Below are 17,637 nucleotides of genomic sequence, written 5' to 3'. Positions count from 1 at the left end.
GCTTCAAGCCTAACGCCAAAAAAGCACGACCGCGCGGGAGTAGGCCATGATCGTCATCGAGAGAAACGGAGAGACGACTGTCATTACCGGATGGCGCGAATGGGTCGTTCGCGCCGTCGTGTTCCTTGCGATGATTCTGCTGCTCGGAATTGTGGTGTTCTTGATGCTCGGGCTGGCGGTGACACTCGGCGCCGTCCTGATGATCACCATTCCAGCCGTGATTGTGGTGGCATTGCTCGGCTCGATGTTCGCAAACCGTTAACGCTGCGCCAAGCGCCCGCACACGCGACACGTGCGTGACAGCGAGCTAACTCTTGACACCCGCGGTCCCGTCCACGACATGGCGGTCTCGTGCAGGATGGACCTGCATTGCGTCTCCGGCGGAGCGACGCAAGAAGTCCTAGGAACTGATATGACGACGGCCCCGATCAACACCCCGATCACGACGCCGGCGGAATGGGCGCCGCAGAAAGCGATCTGGACGGCGTGGCCCGCTGACCCCGGCGAGTGGAACGACGATCTCGAAACGCCGCGGCGAGACGTGGCGGCGCTGGTCCGTGCGCTGAGCATCGCCGGCAACAAGGTCCGTGTGCTCGCGAACGGCGACGAAGCGGAAACGACCGCGCGTGCCGCCCTGCCGGTCGACGTCGCGGAAATCATTCCGGCGAAGTACGGCGATATCTGGCTGCGCGATACCGGTCCCATCTTCGCCCGAACGCCGGCAGGCGCTGTCGCGCTCCGCTTCAAGACGAACAGCTGGGGCGGCAAGTATGACCTTCCCGACGACGCCACGGTCGGCGACACGATTGCGGGTTTCGCCAAGACGCCGGTCCGCCGCTTCGACTTCGTACTTGAAGGCGGCGCGGTCGATCACGACGGCGAAGGCACGATCCTGACGACGCGACAAACACTGCTCAATCCGAACCGCAATGGCTGGACGAAAGAAGCTGCCGAGACCGCGCTCCGCGAAGCCTTCGGCGCGAGAAAAATCATCTGGATCGACGAAGGCCTGAAGAACGACCACACGGACGGACACGTCGACAACATCGCGCGTTTCGTGGGGCCGGGCCGCGTCGTCTGCCAGGCACCCGCCGGACCGGACGATCCGAACGCCGCGACGCTCGATGCCATCGCAGCGACGCTGGCGCGCGAAACGGATGCCGTGGGCCGCAAGCTCAATGTGATCCGCGTTCCCGGCGTCGGCCTCTATCGCAATGCGCTTGGCGAAATCTCGCCCGCGTCGCATATGAACTTCGTCATCGCCAACGGCGTCGTCGTCGTGCCGATCTACGGGACCGAAACCGAAGCGGCCGCACTGCGGGCCCTGCAGGCTGTCTTTCCGGATCGCGCCATTGTCGGGGTTTCCTCGCGCGGCCTGCTCGGATGCGGGGACGCCGGCGGCGGATCGTTCCACTGCATCACCCAACAGGAGCCGGCCTGATGTCGAAACGATCGATCACCGTCGGCGCAATCCAGACGTCGTACGGTCACGACCTCAAAGCCAACATCGCGAAGACGGAAGCCTTCGTGCGTGAAGCCGCGCGCAAGGGTGCGCAAGTGATTTTGCCGTCAGAGCTATTCGAAGGCATCTATTTCTGCACCCGGCAAGACCCGAAATGGTTCGAGACGGCACATGCTGTGGACGCGCATCCCGGCGTGCTCGCCCTGACGAAGATCGCGAAACAGCTCGGCGTCGTCATTCCGATCTCATTCTTCGAAAAGGACGGCCCGCGCTATTACAATAGCATCGCGATTGCGGATGCGGACGGCGAGATCCTCGGCATCTATCGCAAGAGCCACATCCCTGATGGCCCCGGCTATCAGGAAAAATACTATTTCCGCCCCGGCGATACCGGCTTTAAAACCTGGACGACGAAATACGGCCGCATCGGCGTCGGCATCTGCTGGGACCAGTGGTATCCGGAATGCGCCCGCGCCATGGTGCTGCAAGGCGCCGAAATCCTGTTCTATCCGACTGCCATCGGTTCCGAACCCTACGACGCGACCCTCGACACGCATCTGCAGTGGCAGCGCGCGATGCAGGGCCACGCTGTCTCGAACGCCGTGCCGATCGTCGCCGCGAACCGCATCGGCCTCGAGGACAATGGCGGCACAAAGCAGAAATTCTACGGCCACTCATTCATCGCCGACCATCGCGGCGAGCTTGTCGAAACCTTCGGTGCCGACGACGAGGGCGTGCTCGTCCATTCCTTTGACCTCGATCTGATCGAAAGCTATCGTGCCGACTGGGGGTTTTTCCGCGATCGCCGGACCGATCTCTATGCGAAAAGCATCGTCTAAAGAGAGACCGACGCGACAAATCCCGAGGTTGCCATGAAAATCAGCGCCAGAAACATCCTCAAAGGTAAAGTGGTCGATATCGTCAAAGGTACGACGACTGCTCACGTCCGGATCGACGTCAACGGCACGATCGTCACCGCGTCGATCACCAACGAGTCCGTCGACGATCTGGGCCTTGTCAAAGGCATGACGGCCTCGGCCGTCATTAAAGCTTCCGACGTCATGGTGGCCGTGGAATAAAAGCGAAAATGAAGAAATCGATTTTCACAGCACTTGGAGCGGCGACGCTCCTATTGTCCTTCAACGCCTACGCTGCCGCGTCTGGCGGTTGCGAGAGTTTTGCTTGGCCGGTAACGACCGAACTGCAATGGCTGAAGGCCGCCGACAGCGAAGCCGTGATATCGGGGTCGACGCTTAAAGAGCTTCCTGCGAAAGCCGTCTCTCTATCGCTGCTGCCGATGGACAAGGTAGCATTCCCGGTTGCGCCCACGAGCCGCCGGAAGAACGCCGATGGCAAGCGCTACGGCGGCATGGTGACATTCGACAGCATCGGCGACCCCGGCATCTATCAGGTCTCTTTACCGGTGGCCGGTTGGATCGACGTCGTCCAGGGCGGAAAGACGATCAAGCCCGCCGCTCATACGAGCAAAATGGATTGTGACGGCGTTCGCAAAAGCGTTCGCTTCGATATCGGCCCGGGCCCGGTGGCGATCGAAATAAGTGGTATTCCGGCAGACACGGTCAAATTCGCAATCCGCCGCGGCGAATGACGTCCATGCGACTTCGGCATTGACGAAACGATGCGTCTTGCCGAAGGCTGGCGGCCATGAACTTCATTGATGACACGCCGCGGCTGGAGCTATTCCGCCTAGGGAACATTCCTATCAGAATCGACGCGACCTTCATTCTCGTGCCGATCTTTCTGATCGGAATCCTGCAGCAGGCGCCGCTCGCGGCTGCCGGCCCGGCGTTCGCAGCCATCGTTGTCGGCGTCTTCCTATCGGTGCTGTTTCACGAACTCGGCCACGCGACACTTGCACGGCTTTTCGGCGTTCCCGTCGGGGAAATCCTCGTCGGCGGCTTTTACGGCTACGCGCGATTGCTCGGAAACCCGCGCTCGACCCTGGCGAACATCATCATCCTGTTCGCCGGCCCATTGGCGAATGCCGTGCTCTTCTTCGCTCTCTGGCATCTGCTCGGTTCGCCGGAAGTCAGCAGCGGTGGCTATTTCCACTATGTCGAAAGGCCGGACTGGATGGCCGAGAAACCCTGGCTGGCCTATGCCGCGGTAACGCTCGCGCGCATCAATCTGGCCATGGCCATTTTCAATCTTCTGCCCGCGTTCCCGCTCGACGGCGGCCGCATCTACCGGGACATTATCGCGACGTTCGCGTCCCGCGTCGCTGCGGCCAAGATCATCGCCGGGATCGGCGTCATTGTCGGTCTTTGGGCTGCCGTCACCGGTTTCCGCATCGATCTCGTCCTGATGCTGATCGGAGCCCAGATCGCCATTATGAACTGGGCGATCCTGAAGCAACCGGCAGATGCCGAGCAGCTTTAGCGCACCATGCTTGCCGCAATGCACTCACACACATTTGCCAAAGAGGCCTCATCCGGCCATATCTCGGGCAATCCACGACCACCCCGTCGCTACCCGGTCACGAAAGTCCGGAACACTCCCTTCGATCTTCGCACGGCAAACCCAGCTTTGAACGTCTGACCGATGACCCGCGTTTCCGTCAATCGCACGCTCAATCGCCTGTATTGGCTGCTGTCGATCGCGCTGTTGCTACTGCTGGCCTCGAAGTTCGCCGAGGACATCCCGGACCTTCCGCCGTTTGTCGTGTCCGCCGCGAATAAGGTCTACGACTTCATGCGTGACATGTCGTTGCTGATCGCGACGGGCGGAGTCGCCTACCTGTCGAACATCTTCCAGAAGCGCTCCAAGTTCGTCGAAAGCCTGGAAGAAGAATGGCGCAACATCGTGCGCACCAAATCGGTTCTGCTCTCGACCTGCGAGAAACCCTATCTCGCGACCGACGATTATCTCGCCGCATTCTATAAGATCAGCGAGACCATCGACACGATGCGCATCGTCTACAAGAACTCTGGCGAGACGGGCAGCCTAGTCGGGCTCTATCCCTACACACCGCTGCACGATATGCGCCGGGCGCTGCAAACGCTCGATCCGCGCATCACGCCGGAAGCGACGATGGAGCAAAAGAATTTAGTCCGCGACGCCATTCTGCAGTCGTTCTTCGCGTTACGGGAAACGTTTCTCGAAGAGCTCGACCTGGAGGAACCGCAGAGCCCGCTGCTGATTTCCGGAGCACGCCGGCTGAAGGTTCCTGGTGCCGCGGTTGCCGCACGCATCATGCAGGATCACCAGCGCCGCCGCCTGGAGCGTGAGCCAGCGGCGAGACCCGACGTCGACGTCTTTCTGACAACCATCCGGACTCTTGAAGAGGAAAATGCGGCACTGGCTGCAAAAACACCGGTAGAGAGGTGAATTTGTCGTCGCCGACTGATAAGCCGCACCCGGCCCGAAACGCGCTACCCTAGCGGCAGCCCGGCCGAACATGCTAGGTGCGGGCGATATTGCGCCGCAGCGCGGCGCCCGGCACTTTCAACACCAGGTTTCCAATGGCCCTTCGCAATATCGCGATCATCGCGCACGTCGACCACGGCAAGACGACATTGGTCGACGAGCTGTTGAAGCAATCCGGCTCCTTCCGCGAGAACCAGAAGGTCGCGGAGCGCGCCATGGATTCGAACGATATCGAGCGCGAGCGCGGCATCACTATTCTCGCGAAATGCACCAGCGTCGAGTGGAAGGGCACGCACATCAACATCGTCGATACGCCCGGCCACGCCGACTTCGGCGGCGAGGTCGAGCGCATTCTCAATATGGTCGACGGCGTGATCGTTCTGGTCGACGCCTCCGAAGGTCCGTTGCCGCAGACGAAGTTCGTCGTCTCGAAGGCACTGAAGCGCGGCCTCCGCCCGATCGTCGCGATCAACAAGATCGACCGGCCCGACGAGCGTCACCTCGACGTGCTGAACGAAGTCTTCGATCTTTTCGCCAACCTCGACGCAACCGATGAGCAACTCGACTTCCCCGTGCTCTACGGGTCCGGCCGCAACGGGTGGATGGCGCGCGATCCATCGGGTCCCCAGGAAAATCTGGCGCCGATGTTCGATCTGATCCTTGCGCATGTGCCGCCGCCTGCCGTCGATGATGGCCCCTTCCGCATGCTGGCGACGACACTCGACGCCGACCCATTCCTCGGCCGCATTCTGACCGGCCGCATCACGTCGGGAACCGTCAAGCCGAACCAGGCCCTGAAAGCGCTCGACCGCGACGGCAAGCTACTGGAACAGTTCCGCGTGCAAAAGGTTCTTGCATTCCACGGCCTCGAACGGACCCCCGTCGAACAGGCCGGCGCCGGCGACATCATCGCGCTGGCGGGCATGAGTTCGGCGAACGTTGCCGACACGCTGTGTGATCCATCCGTCGAGGAACCGCTTCCCGCGCAACCCGTCGATCCGCCGACGCTGTCGATGACCTTCCGCATCAATGACGGACCGTTCGCCGGACAGGAAGGCGACAAGGTGCAAAGCCGCGTCATCCGCGATCGCTTGCTCAAGGAAGCCGAGCGTAACATCGCGATCTGCGTCGTCGAAAATGAGGATAAGGATAGCTTCACGGTGTCGGGGCGCGGCGAACTGCAACTCGCCATTCTGATCGAGAACATGCGCCGAGAAGGCTTCGAGCTGACCGTCTCGCGTCCGAAAGTGGTGTTCGAGATCGATCCCGAAACCAAGCAACGGCTCGAGCCGATCGAGGAAGTTATCATCGACGTCGACGACAACTACACGGGCGTCGTCGTCCAGAAGCTTTCCGAACGCAAAGGCGACCTCCTCGAAATGCGCCCCTCGGGCGGAGGGCGGACGCGCATGGTGTTTCACGTCCCGACGCGCGGCCTCCTCGGCTATCAATCGGAGCTTCTTTCCGACACGCGCGGCACCGGCATCATCAACAAGCTGTTTCACTCCTACAAACCGTTCAAAGGCGAGATTGCTGGACGCCGGACCGGCGTGCTGATCTCGAACGGCACCGGAGAAGCCGTCGCCTATGCGATCTTCAACCTGCAGGATCGCGGGCCGTTCATGATCAACCCGCAGGACCGCGTCTATGAAGGCATGATCGTTGGCGAGCACACGCGCGACAACGATCTCGAAGTAAACGTCTTGAAGGGCAAGAAGCTGACCAACGTCCGCGCCTCCGGCAAGGACGATGCCGTCTTGTTGACCCCACCGGTGCGCCTGACGCTCGAAAAGGCGATGAGCTACATCACCGACGAGGAGCTTGTGGAAGTGACGCCGAAGTCAATTCGCCTGCGTAAGCGTTGGCTCGATCCCAACGAGCGCAAGCGTCAGAGCCGCAAGAGCGAATCGGAACGCGCGAGCGGCGCTGCTTAAGTCACTGAACTCACTAGACTCTGACGTTGAACTCACTAGACTCTGACGTTCCAAAATTTTGGCGACGCACGAGATCCTCAAAGGGACTCGTGCGTTTTCGTTACAATTGACTTGGGCCATGAGCTTTGGTTTGTGGACCCGAACCGAAAGATTGCTGGAATAGACAACGCCGTGATCTGGCCCAAAGGCGTTACTCCGACACCAGCCTTCGAGCGCGCAGCTCGCTTCCTCGAGCAACCCGGCGGCAATCTTTTCGTTACGGGCCGAGCCGGAACCGGAAAATCGACGCTCCTCAAAGCGCTGCGCGATGCCTACGCTGACCGCATGGTTGTACTGGCGCCAACAGGTCTCGCCGCCATCAATATCGGCGGCCAGACGATCCATTCATTCTTCGGCTTTCCGCCACGCCTGATCCAGGAGAACGACATCAAGCGCAGCCGCAACGGCCGCGTGATGCGCAAGCTCGACTTTCTCGTCATCGACGAAGCCTCGATGGTACGGTCGGATTTAATGTGGGGCATAGACCGCGCGATGCGCATTAACCGCGGCCGCCAGCGAGAGCCATTCGGCGGCGCCCGTGTCCTGCTGTTCGCGGACCTTCACCAGCTGCCGCCGGTCATCCAGGAACCGGAGGTGCTTGCGCATCTCACAGACACGCACGGAAGCCCGTTCTTCTTTCTGATCGACGCGCTGCGCGAGGGGAGCGGCACCTCGCTTCTCGAGCTTGAGCAGATCTTCCGGCAGACGGACGACGATCTCATCCGCGTTTTGAATGCCGTTCGCGACGGCAACGTCGGCGACACCGATCTGGAGTTCATCAACACGCGCGTCCGCCCGATCCGAACCCTTGCCGAAGGCGAACCCTACGTCATTTTGACGACCACCAATGCCGCCGCCAAACGCATCAACAACCGCTATCTCGAAGCGCTTCCCGAGCACGCCGTCCGCTTCAACGCGACGATCACCGGCGATTTCAACACCAATATCGAACCAGCCGATCCAGCCCTCGAGCTGAAACCCGGTGCCAAGGTAATGATGCTACGGAACGACCCGGACAAACGCTGGGTCAACGGCACGATCGCGCGTATTTCGCGTCTAACCGACAAACAAGTGTTCGTCGACGTGAACGGCCGCGAATATGAGGTCGAGCCGGTCGCCTGGGAGCATCGCCGCTATGCTTTTGACCAATCGGCGGAAAAGATTGTCGAGACGGTCGCCGGCACCTTCAAGCAGTTTCCGTTACGCCTCGCCTGGGCATTGACGATCCACAAAGCCCAAGGGCTGACCCTCGATAAAGTCTATGTCGATCTCGGACGCGGAACGTTCGCCCATGGTCAGACCTATGTCGCTTTGTCGCGCTGTCGGACGATGGAGGGCTTGGCGCTGGCACGTCCGCTGACCCGGCGCGACGTCATCTTCGATTCTGCAGCCCTCGGCTATCGCGAGGTATTTCCACGGCTTCCGATGGAACCTTGAGATGACGAATCCGTTTCGCATTTGCGAAGAAAAAGATAGGTATTTGCCTGCCTATGAGGGTTAAGCTATCCTACTTTAGTAGACGGTAAGACGCATTAAACGAGGGCAGACTCACATTTTTTGAGAAGCACCGCAAAAAAGATGTTGCGGTGCACAAAATAATCCGGTATATACTTGGGTATGGTTTCGCCGTCGAGCGTCGACCGCATTTGAGAGCACGTTTCTAATTTCCAAGGAGTATCCCCCATGAACGATGCCTTTACACGTCAAGTTCAAGACTTCACACGTCAGGCGCAGGAAATGTTTACCGCTGGCAAGGACGCCAAGGTCCCGGAAAATATTTCAGCATTCGCTGAAGATGCGATCGCGAAATCGCGCGACGCGTATCACAAGTTCGCGGCGCTCGCGAAGGATAATGCCAAGGTCGCCGAAGAAGTTCTGCTGACGACCCAGGCCGGCGCCAAGTCGATCGGCGAGAAGATCGTCGCCAACACCCTCGCCAACACGGAAGCTGCTTTCGAAGCCGCTCAAGCGATTGCGCGCGCTCGGACGTTCCCGGAGATTGCGCGCCTGCAGGCCAACTACTGGCAGCAGCAGTTCGCGGTCGCCGGTTCGCAGTCGAAAGAGCTGTTCGAACTTTCGAACAAGGTTACGAAGCAGGCTCTTGAGACCGTTGGCGCCGCCACGACGAAGTCTTTCGAGCAGTTCAAGAGCGCCGGCTGATCGAAGGCTTGCCTTCTTGGGGCAGCGATCTTGGGGCACTTTTTTGACGTGCATTAGCGCGAGGCGAAAGCCTCGCGTTTTTTATTTGCGAATGCCGATGAGAGACAGGTGCGTTTTTGCGCGCGTCGCGCTACACTGCGCTCATGTTGAACCAGCGTCTTGAAGTGACCGTGCGTAACGCCCGTCCGAGCGATGCTCCGGCACTGGCGCGTATTTTTCGCGAGTCGTGGCGCCTCGCCTACACCGGGATCCTGCCGGGGCAACATCTCGAACATGAGATTCAACGCCGAGATGCCACATGGTGGCGACGCGCAATTGCCGCCGAACACAATCTTCTCGTGATCCTGCATGGCGAATATATCGCCGGTTACGCCACCTGCGGGCGCGCCCGCGGCGGCCGCCGTGACACGGGCGAAATCTACGAACTCTATCTTGCGCCTGTCTATCAGGGCATCGGAGTCGGCGAATATCTGTTCGAAGCATGCCGCGCGACGCTCGACCGTCTAGGGCTTGAGCGGCTGATCGTGTGGGCCCTGGCCGAGAATGAACGTGCCCGCGCCTTCTACGTCCGCTGCGGGGGCAGGCCGACGCGTAGAGCCTGCGTCCGGTTCGGCAACGCGGTTAACGCCCGGATCGCTTACGAGTGGTGATGTGACGGCCCGGCGCAGCATGGTCATTTGACGGCAATTCAACCTAAGCCGCGTTGTCTCATCCGCCCTTTCGCGGCAAAGGTAATCGTTCGCTAGTCCTGTCCCAACTGGAAGGTCGTCCATGCGTCTTGACGCTATCAAGCCTGGCAACACGCCGCCGGAAGACATCAACGTCGTCATCGAAGTTCCAGTCGGCGGCGAACCAATCAAATATGAGATGGACAAGGCATCCGGCGCGCTCGTCGTCGACCGTTTCCTCTACACGTCGATGCGCTACCCGGGAAACTACGGCTTCATTCCCCATACGCTGTCGCGCGACGGCGATCCCATTGATGTTCTCGTGTGCAACACGCGAGCGATCGTGCCCGGCGGGATCATCAACTGCCGCCCGGTCGGCGTGCTGGTGATGGAAGACGACGGTGGGGGCGATGAAAAGATCATCGCAGTCCCTTCCAGCAGGCTGACCAAGCGCTACGATTCGGTGAAGACCTATACCGACCTTCCCAAAATCTCGATCGATCAGATCGAGCATTTCTTCGGCCACTACAAAGATCTCGAACCCAACAAATGGGCGAGGATCGATCATTGGGGCCATGCCGATGAAGCCAAAGCCATGATCATCGAGGCGCTCGGGCGCGCGCACGGCTAGGTTGAACGGCCCATTACACCGATTTTCGTTGACTATGCCCGGCGGGCGCGGCGATTTCCCGCCTCTCTGCACTTCCTCTATCCCGACGGCGTTGCTATATCGGCCGCGCCCGGTTCCGGTCCACGAACCTGCTAGGAGAACAGATGAAGATCGCAGTCATGGGCGCGGCCGGCCGCATGGGCCGCCAGCTGATCACCGCGATCGCAGCCGATCCCCACGTAACGATCAGCGGTGCAACCGAAACGGCAGGCTCGCCGGCCATCGGCAGAGATATCGGCGAGCTTGCAGGCCTTGAGCCCATGGGTATCGCGGTCTCAAGCGACGCGGCAGCCGTCATTGCCGCCGCCGACGCAATCGTTGATTTCACAGTCCCTAAGGCGAGCGTCGAATTCGCCCGCCTCGCCGCGCAATCCGGCACGGCTCACATCATCGGGACGACCGGATTCGATAAGGCCTCCGAAACTGCGATCGCAGAGACTGCAACCAGGATCGCGATCGTCAAAGCCGGAAACATGAGCCTCGGCGTCAACTTGCTTGTTGCGCTGACGCGCCAAGTCGCGGCCGCCCTCGGGAACGACTTCGACATCGAGATTGTTGAAATGCATCATCGCATGAAAATCGACGCTCCATCGGGCACGGCGTTGATGTTGGGAGAAGCCGCTGCCAAAGGCCGCAAGATTGCCCTGGATGAGCATTCCGTGCGCACCCGCGACGGACATACCGGGCCACGCCACGCCGGAGACATTGGATTTGCGACACTCCGCGGCGGCACCGTCGTCGGCGATCACACTGTGATATTCGCAGGCGAAGGCGAACGCCTTGAGCTGACGCACCGAGCAGCCGACCGCGGCATATTTGCGCGAGGCGCGGTGAAAGCTGCAATCTGGACCCAAGGAAAGCCGCCGGGGCTGTATGCCATGAGCGACGTGCTCGGTATTTCATGAACACTTGACGACCACACCACCGAAACCGCACCGACGAGGCTATGACAGACGCTCTGACAGACAATATTCTTGTACTCGTGCGCCATGGTGAGAGCGAATGGAACAGGCTCAATCTGTTCACCGGCTGGCGCAACCCCGACTTGACCGAGAAAGGTGTGATCGAGGCCCGCGTCGCCGGCCGCATGATCCGCGATAACGGCGTCAAGTTCGATATTGCATTCACAAGTATTTTGAAACGCGCCCAGCACACGCTCGACATCATCCTCGCCGAGCTCAATCAGCCCGACGTTCCGATCATACGCGATGCCGCCCTCAATGAGCGCGATTACGGCGAGCTGTCCGGACTCAACAAGGACGAAGCGCGCAAGAAATGGGGCGAGGCGCAGGTGCAGATCTGGCGGCGATCTTATGATATCGCCCCCCCAGGAGGGGAAAGCCTGAAAGACACGCTGGCGCGCGTCAGACCTTACTACGATCAGGCGATCTGGCCACAGATCACGCAAAGCAAGAACGTCGTCATCGTCGCCCATGGCAATTCCCTGCGCTCGCTCGTCATGATTCTTGAAGGGCTGAACGGCGACGAAATCCTGAAGCGCGAGCTCGCGACCGGAGCGCCGATTCTTTACCGGCTCGGAGCCGATGGTCGCGCCATCGACCGCAAGGATCTCTTGCCGACACGGTCGCTTGCGGCACCGCCTGAGGATCGCATCGTCTGACAAACAGCAACCGGGGGAAGCGAGAATGGCGTGGGAGGAGCTGGGACGGGACGCCGATCGCGAAAACTCGAGAACGCGGGACAGGCTCGTCGGTGTCTATATTGGCATCCTAGCGGTCGTCCTCGCAATCTGCAGCCTCGGCGGCAGCAACGCCGAGCAGGACGCAACCCAGCAGAACATCGCCGCATCGAATATCTGGGCTTTCTTCCAGGCCAAAAACGCGCGCCGCCAAGCGCTTCGGCTTCACGCCGACGAATTCGATGTGATGCTGAAGACGACGCCCGCGATGCCGGACGACGTGAGAAAATCGATTGAAGCAAAAATCGCGGATTACAAGGAGCAGGACAAGAAGCTCACCAGTGACACGACGGGCGGCGAAGGGCTTGATGAGCTCTTCAACAAGGGTAAGGCGCTCGAAGCGCAACGCGACGAATCCCTGAAACGCGGACCCTATTTCGATTACGGCCAAGCTCTGTTGCAGATTGCGATCGTGCTCGCGTCCGTCGCGATCATCTCTGGCGGCAATCTCTTGCTGTTCTTGAGCTTCATCCTTGGAGCACTCGGAACGGCGGCGACGGTCGGCGGCTTTACGTTGGCTTTTCCCTTGCCGTTCGCAGGCTGACGCTGACCAAACGCCTCAGTAACCAATACAGATGCACCCGGCGTTCTCTGCGCCAAAGTGCCTTTTTGCGGGCGGGCGCTTGCTCCGCGGCGCCCGGAACGCTAGCACTCCGGCGACTGAATTTCCCTGACATTTGCCCGAAGGACGGCCGCCATGACCACGCATTCGCTTTTGCTCCTGCCCGGCGACGGGATCGGCGTCGAGACGATCGCCGAGGTCGAGCGGCTGATTACCTTCTTCAATTCCAAAAGCAACACGGTGCGCTTTCACGTCGAGCGCGATCTGGTCGGCGGCGCGGCCTACGATGCCCATGGCGTCGCGATCACCAACGAGGCGATGGACAAGGCCCAACAAGCCGACGCCGTGATGTTCGGTGCCGTCGGCGGGCCTAAATGGGCCGGCGTTCCCTATCAGCATCGCCCGGAGGCAGGTCTTCTCCGCCTACGCAAGGATCTGGATCTCTTTGCAAATCTGCGACCCGCGATCTGCTACCCGGCGCTTGCCGACGCGTCGAGCCTCAAGCGCGAGCTTGTTGAGGGCCTCGACATCATGATCGTTCGCGAGCTGACGGGCGGCGTCTACTTCGGCGAGCCGAAAGAGATCGTGACGCTCGAAAACGGCGAAAAGCGCGCAGTCGATACCCAAGTCTACACCACGCATGAAATCGAACGCATCACCAAGGTCGCCTTCGATCTCGCAAGAAAGCGCCGCAACCTCGTCCATTCTGCCGAAAAGAACAACGTCATGCGGACTGGCGTGCTGTGGAAGCAGGTCGCGACCGACGTTCACAAGTCCTATGCTCTGGACGTCAAGCTCGAGCATATCCTCGCCGACAACTGCGCGATGCAGCTCATCCGCAACCCGAAACAGTTCGACGTCATCGTGACCGACAACCTCTTCGGCGACGTACTGTCGGATGAAGCCGCGATGATGACCGGCTCGCTCGGCATGCTGCCGTCGGCATCCCTCGGCGCGCCCGATCCGAAGACAGGCCGGCGCAAAGCCCTTTATGAGCCGGTGCACGGCTCGGCGCCCGATATCGCGGGCCAGGGCCTCGCCAACCCGATCGCGACGATCGCGTCGTTCGGCATGGCGCTGCGCTATTCCTTCGACATGGGCAAGGAAGCAGATCTCGTCGATACCGCGATCGCGCGTGTCCTCGACAAGGGTCTACGCACCGGCGACATCATGCAACCGGGCATGACGAAAGTCGGAACCGGCGAAATGGGCAAAGCCATCGAAGCCGAACTCAAGACGCTCGCGGTATGAGGCCCGCGCCTTGCGGCTGGCTCCCTGCAGGGGAGTCGCAAGGCGCAATCAAAGAATCCACTCAAACGCTCGGCTGATCGCGGCAAGCACTCGGTTTGCCCTGTAACGCGCCCCTCGCCGTCCAGGCCGGCTTGCCGTCAGGTGGGCCGGGAGCCGCCTCTTCCGTCCGTGAGACGAAATAGAATTCATAGCAGTTGGTATCGACCCGTGCGACGCGATAGCACCCTCCGGAAGGGTCGCCGTCGTAAATCGTGCAGAGCGTCCCTTCGGTAACCGACCAATATCCGGCGAGTGTCATGCCGGGCTCCTTGTACGCGACCCTGCCGTCTGCGGCATACCGTTCCGTGAACGCCTTGCCGCTCGCATAACGGCCGTCGATCGTCGCATCCTTGAACTGATCGAGGATTTCGCCGTCGTTGAGCCACACCAGCCGCGATGGCACAGCTCCAAGCGGCCCCGTCGAAAAATATGCCGCAGCCGCGACGAAACCGGCAAGCAACGCGGATTGTCTCAGACGCATGGCGCCGTCCTGATAGGTAGCTGTCGGTAAATGACCCGCAGAAGTAAATGATCCGCAGAATATGACCCGAGCATGCCACGATCGCCCGAAAACCCGAACAATCTTGAAACTCTCCAGCCGCCCGCGTATGTGATTTTCTTGGGATCATCTGCCGCGCTGGCGCGAGCCAATCGCGCGCACCGGCAAACTCAAGGACATGGATGATGGGCTACAAGGTCGCCATCGTTGGCGCCACCGGCAATGTGGGCCGCGAAATGCTGAACGTACTCGCCGAACGGAAGTTTCCGGTGAGCGAGCTTTATGCGCTGGCGTCGCGCCGTTCGATCGGCACCGAAGTCTCGTTTGGAGACTCCATCATCAAATGTCGCGATCTCGAAACGTTCGACTTCAAGGGCATCGACTTCTGCCTGATGTCGGCCGGCTCTACCGTCTCGAAAGAATGGTCGCCGCGGATCGGTGCACAAGGCGCCATCGTCATCGATAACTCATCGTGCTGGCGCTACGATCAGGACGTGCCGCTGATCGTTCCCGAGGTCAATGGCGATGCGGTGCGCGGCTTTGCAAAAAAGAACATCATCGCCAATCCGAATTGCTCGACCGCCCAGCTCGTCGTCGCCCTGAAGCCGTTGCACGACGTGGCGGGGATCAAGCGAGTTGTCGTCTCGACCTACCAGTCCGTTTCGGGCGCCGGCAAGGATGCGATGGACGAACTCTGGCACCAGACCAAGGGCAAGTACGTTCCCGGCCAGGAAGTCGAGCCCAAGAAGTTTCCCAAGCAGATCGCCTTCAACTGCATTCCTCAGATCGACGTCTTCATGGAAGACGGCTACACGAAAGAGGAATGGAAGATGCTGGCCGAGACGAAAAAGATTCTCGACCCGAAGATTCGCCTGACGGCAACGTGCGTCCGCGTACCTGTGTTCGTCGGCCATTCGGAAGCCGTCAACATCGAATTCGAAAAGCCGATGAGCCCCGATGAAGCGCGCGAAATTCTCCGCTCCGCACCAGGCATCATGGTCGTCGATAAGCACGAGCCGGGCGGTTATGTGACGCCCGTCGAAGCGGCTGGAGAATTCTCGACCTTCGTCTCGCGCATCCGCGAAGACGCGACGGTCGAAAACGGCCTGACGATGTGGATCGTGTCCGACAATCTTCTGAAGGGCGCGGCGCTCAACGCCGTGCAGATCGCCGAAACCCTCATCCATCAAAGGCTGGTGCCGAAGGCCGCTTGAGCGGTCAGGCACAAAAAAGGGATCGGCAGCGACATCAGGCTGGCGGAAACGCCAGCCTCGTTACTTTGCAGCCTTAAGACGCATCAGCGCCTGCACGATCGCGTTCAAATCCTGCAAGAAGCGCTCGCGCTGCGAATTGGCCAGACTCCCCAGAATGCGTTCGTCGACACGGCGAGCCAACGGATCGTGTGTCTTCAGGATTCGTGCACCCTGCTCCGTCAACTTGACGGAATAGGCACGCGCGTCATCGCGCGTACGGCGCCGCTGCAACATGCCTTTCTTGAGCATCCGCCGAATGATATCGGCAAGCGTCGAACGATCGATTCCCGTCAACTCGACAAGTTGTGTTTGGTTTAGTCCCTCGTTCTGCGCGACCGTAAGCAAAACGGCATATTGCCGTGGAGTCAGACCCTCGCCACCCAGCTCGATCTGGAACATCTCGGCCGCGCTTTGTCCGGCTCTGTGCAAGAGGTGAAGGGGTGACCGTTCGAGACGATTGTTTGCAGGTTCTCGTGCCATTCCGCGTCCTGACGCTTCGCCCCGCTCCGGAGAACGGGAAACCTTGTTGTGCCTCAGGATGGGGCACACAAGATTTGAGGCTGCGAGCGCTGTGTTTGAGAAGTTTAAGTAGGCGCCCTAAACCACGACAGACAGCATTACGTCCAGCAAAAATAATTTTCGACTGGGAAAAATTTAGTAAAGACGTGGTTCATCTGACGTATGCTGAATATCTTACTGAAAATGCTGCAGTAATGCTTACCCCGATTATCTACTCTCGGAGGTTGAAACCTCATACTTCTTCAAAAGGCCGATCTGACAAAGCGCGAACACAAATGTAATGGGCATAATCCCGAAGACTTTGAAGGCGACCCAAGTATCGGTCGAAAAAAATCTCCACATCACTTCATTGAGTAATGCGAGAAAAACAAAGAATAACGCCCAGCGCAGCGTAAGGATTCGCCATCCGTCTTCGGAAAGCCGCATGACTTCGCCGAAGACGATCTTCAGAAATAGTCGCCCCGTGGCCAACCCAGAAAATAGAATGGCCGCGAACAACCCGTTTACGATCGTCGGTTTGATCTTGATGAAATGATCGTCCTGCAACCAGAGCGTTAGACCGCCGAAAACCAGAACGAATACGCTCGTAATTAAAGGCATGATCGCAATGCGCCCGAGCAACGTCCGGGACGCGACCAGGGAAATCACCGTTGCCGCCATAAAGGCGCCGGTCCCGGTGTAGATGCCGTAGCGGCTGTTGGTGAGGAAGAAGACAAGGAGCGGGCCGAACTCGACCGCGAGCTTGATGAGCTGCTTGCGGTCGAACAACTGCGCGTCTTCCGTCCCAACGATCTTGTTCTCGTCCGACATGTCAAACCTTCAGTCGTGGACCGGATCCGGCAGACGATATTTTTGCATGAGGCGCGTGATAACCCAAGCGTAGAGTCCCGAAACGGGCAGCACGATCGCCACTTTGAAAAGGATCCAGACGTTCACGCCGCTCATCTCGTATCCGAGAATCCGATAGAACTGCTCATCGTGAAACGTGCGTCGGACATACTCGTTGGCAACCGCCGTGAACAAAAAGAAAATCGCGAAGCTCCACGTGAACTTGTTCCAGCCTTCTTCCGTATAGTGGAACGTCTTGCCGAAGACGTACTTGAAGAAATTATGCTTCAGCCAAAGCCCCGAAACGAGAAACACGCCAAACAGCGTGTTGAAGATCGTCACCTTGATCTGCACCCACATCGGATCCGTGGTGATGATCGTCAGCGCGCCGAAAATGATGGTGACGCTTGATGCAATCAGCGGAAAAATCGGCGGCCGGTGAAAGATGTAAAGCATCGCGACGATCGCCATGCCGGTCGTGATGATCAGCGCCCACGTTCCGACGTTGATGCCGTAAAGGGCATTGACGACGAACATCGTGACGAGAGGCCCGAATTCACTCAACAGATTGATCGTCTGTTCGGCGTTGAAGGGATAGAAGCGCTTTCTCGGGCGCGTCCGAACTCTATTCCCCACGTTCGCGTCTTGCGTCATTCCTGTCCTCAAT

At 59.6% G+C, this 17,637-nt stretch carries 21 protein-coding genes; 17 read left to right on the top strand and 4 right to left on the bottom strand.

Annotation, left to right across the window (positions count from 1 at the left end):
• Positions 1–46: 46 nt before the first annotated feature.
• From HYPDE_RS16615 to leuB, 16 genes are all read left to right on the top strand, one after another.
• The gene (locus tag HYPDE_RS16615; protein WP_015599694.1) at positions 47–262 is read left to right on the top strand and encodes a hypothetical protein; all 216 of its coding nucleotides are present in this window, start codon (positions 47–49) and stop codon (positions 260–262) included.
• Positions 263–412: 150 nt separating this feature from the next.
• Positions 413–1,441: an agmatine deiminase family protein gene (locus tag HYPDE_RS16610; RefSeq protein WP_041321456.1), complete on the top strand. Its 1,029-nt coding sequence runs from the start codon at positions 413–415 to the stop codon at positions 1,439–1,441.
• Complete coding sequence (gene aguB, locus HYPDE_RS16605) at positions 1,441–2,301, top strand: N-carbamoylputrescine amidase (protein ID WP_015599692.1); 861 nt, start codon at positions 1,441–1,443, stop codon at positions 2,299–2,301. The genes HYPDE_RS16610 and aguB overlap by 1 nt, the downstream gene beginning before the upstream one ends.
• Before the next feature lie 33 nt (positions 2,302–2,334).
• Positions 2,335–2,541 (top strand): TOBE domain-containing protein, encoded by a 207-nt coding sequence (locus tag HYPDE_RS16600; RefSeq protein ID WP_015599691.1) that lies wholly within the window; start codon positions 2,335–2,337, stop codon positions 2,539–2,541.
• 8 nt (positions 2,542–2,549) lie between these two features.
• Entirely contained in the window at positions 2,550–3,071 is a 522-nt protein-coding gene (locus tag HYPDE_RS16595; protein WP_015599690.1) for a hypothetical protein, read from the top strand.
• Positions 3,072–3,127: 56 nt separating this feature from the next.
• Positions 3,128–3,862 carry a M50 family metallopeptidase gene (locus HYPDE_RS16590; protein WP_015599689.1) on the top strand — a complete coding sequence of 245 codons (735 nt, stop codon included), beginning with the start codon at positions 3,128–3,130 and terminating at the stop codon, positions 3,860–3,862.
• Positions 3,863–4,024: 162 nt separating this feature from the next.
• Positions 4,025–4,810, top strand: a complete 786-nt coding sequence (locus HYPDE_RS16585) for a hypothetical protein (RefSeq protein ID WP_015599688.1) — start codon at positions 4,025–4,027, stop codon at positions 4,808–4,810.
• Between the two features lie 134 nt (positions 4,811–4,944).
• A complete protein-coding gene (gene typA / locus HYPDE_RS16580) occupies positions 4,945–6,783 on the top strand; it encodes a translational GTPase TypA (protein ID WP_015599687.1) in 1,839 nt (612 codons plus the stop codon).
• Positions 6,784–6,915: 132 nt separating this feature from the next.
• Complete coding sequence (locus tag HYPDE_RS16575; RefSeq protein WP_015599686.1) at positions 6,916–8,259, top strand: ATP-dependent DNA helicase; 1,344 nt, start codon at positions 6,916–6,918, stop codon at positions 8,257–8,259.
• Positions 8,260–8,505: 246 nt separating this feature from the next.
• On the top strand, positions 8,506–8,982 hold the full coding sequence (locus HYPDE_RS16570; RefSeq protein WP_015599685.1) for a phasin family protein: 477 nt from the start codon (positions 8,506–8,508) through the stop codon (positions 8,980–8,982).
• Between the two features lie 116 nt (positions 8,983–9,098).
• Positions 9,099–9,632 (top strand): GNAT family N-acetyltransferase, encoded by a 534-nt coding sequence (locus HYPDE_RS16565; protein WP_015599684.1) that lies wholly within the window; start codon positions 9,099–9,101, stop codon positions 9,630–9,632.
• Between the two features lie 121 nt (positions 9,633–9,753).
• Entirely contained in the window at positions 9,754–10,281 is a 528-nt protein-coding gene (gene ppa / locus HYPDE_RS16560; RefSeq protein ID WP_015599683.1) for an inorganic diphosphatase, read from the top strand.
• A 143-nt stretch (positions 10,282–10,424) separates the two neighbouring features.
• Positions 10,425–11,225 (top strand): 4-hydroxy-tetrahydrodipicolinate reductase, encoded by an 801-nt coding sequence (dapB, locus tag HYPDE_RS16555; RefSeq protein ID WP_015599682.1) that lies wholly within the window; start codon positions 10,425–10,427, stop codon positions 11,223–11,225.
• A 53-nt stretch (positions 11,226–11,278) separates the two neighbouring features.
• Positions 11,279–11,941 (top strand): 2,3-bisphosphoglycerate-dependent phosphoglycerate mutase, encoded by a 663-nt coding sequence (locus tag HYPDE_RS16550; RefSeq protein WP_244437842.1) that lies wholly within the window; start codon positions 11,279–11,281, stop codon positions 11,939–11,941.
• Positions 11,942–11,966: 25 nt separating this feature from the next.
• The gene (locus HYPDE_RS16545) at positions 11,967–12,563 is read left to right on the top strand and encodes a DUF4337 domain-containing protein (protein ID WP_015599680.1); all 597 of its coding nucleotides are present in this window, start codon (positions 11,967–11,969) and stop codon (positions 12,561–12,563) included.
• Between the two features lie 153 nt (positions 12,564–12,716).
• Positions 12,717–13,832: a 3-isopropylmalate dehydrogenase gene (gene leuB / locus HYPDE_RS16540; RefSeq protein WP_015599679.1), complete on the top strand. Its 1,116-nt coding sequence runs from the start codon at positions 12,717–12,719 to the stop codon at positions 13,830–13,832.
• A 61-nt stretch (positions 13,833–13,893) separates the two neighbouring features.
• Here the strand turns inward: leuB and HYPDE_RS16535 are convergent, their stop codons facing one another.
• Entirely contained in the window at positions 13,894–14,352 is a 459-nt protein-coding gene (locus HYPDE_RS16535) for a hypothetical protein (RefSeq protein WP_041320599.1), read from the bottom strand.
• A gap of 203 nt (positions 14,353–14,555) precedes the next feature.
• On the opposite strand from HYPDE_RS16535, the gene HYPDE_RS16530 reads away from it, so the two are divergent.
• Positions 14,556–15,584 carry an aspartate-semialdehyde dehydrogenase gene (locus HYPDE_RS16530; RefSeq protein WP_015599677.1) on the top strand — a complete coding sequence of 343 codons (1,029 nt, stop codon included), beginning with the start codon at positions 14,556–14,558 and terminating at the stop codon, positions 15,582–15,584.
• A 60-nt stretch (positions 15,585–15,644) separates the two neighbouring features.
• On the opposite strand, the gene HYPDE_RS16525 is transcribed toward HYPDE_RS16530, so the two are convergent.
• The 3 genes from HYPDE_RS16525 to HYPDE_RS16515 all read right to left on the bottom strand — a co-directional run bounded on the left by HYPDE_RS16525 (position 15,645) and on the right by HYPDE_RS16515 (position 17,624).
• Positions 15,645–16,103 carry a MarR family winged helix-turn-helix transcriptional regulator gene (locus tag HYPDE_RS16525; RefSeq protein WP_041320597.1) on the bottom strand — a complete coding sequence of 153 codons (459 nt, stop codon included), beginning with the start codon at positions 16,101–16,103 and terminating at the stop codon, positions 15,645–15,647.
• Positions 16,104–16,349: 246 nt separating this feature from the next.
• Positions 16,350–16,952: a septation protein A gene (locus HYPDE_RS16520; protein ID WP_015599675.1), complete on the bottom strand. Its 603-nt coding sequence runs from the start codon at positions 16,950–16,952 to the stop codon at positions 16,350–16,352.
• Positions 16,953–16,961: 9 nt separating this feature from the next.
• On the bottom strand, positions 16,962–17,624 hold the full coding sequence (locus HYPDE_RS16515; protein ID WP_041321452.1) for an inner membrane-spanning protein YciB: 663 nt from the start codon (positions 17,622–17,624) through the stop codon (positions 16,962–16,964).
• Positions 17,625–17,637 lie beyond the last annotated feature (13 nt).

Origin of the sequence: Hyphomicrobium denitrificans 1NES1 (genome assembly GCF_000230975.2) — a bacterium.
Lineage (GTDB): Bacteria > Pseudomonadota > Alphaproteobacteria > Rhizobiales > Hyphomicrobiaceae > Hyphomicrobium_B > Hyphomicrobium_B denitrificans_A.
This window is presented reverse-complemented; position numbering and strand designations above follow the sequence as displayed.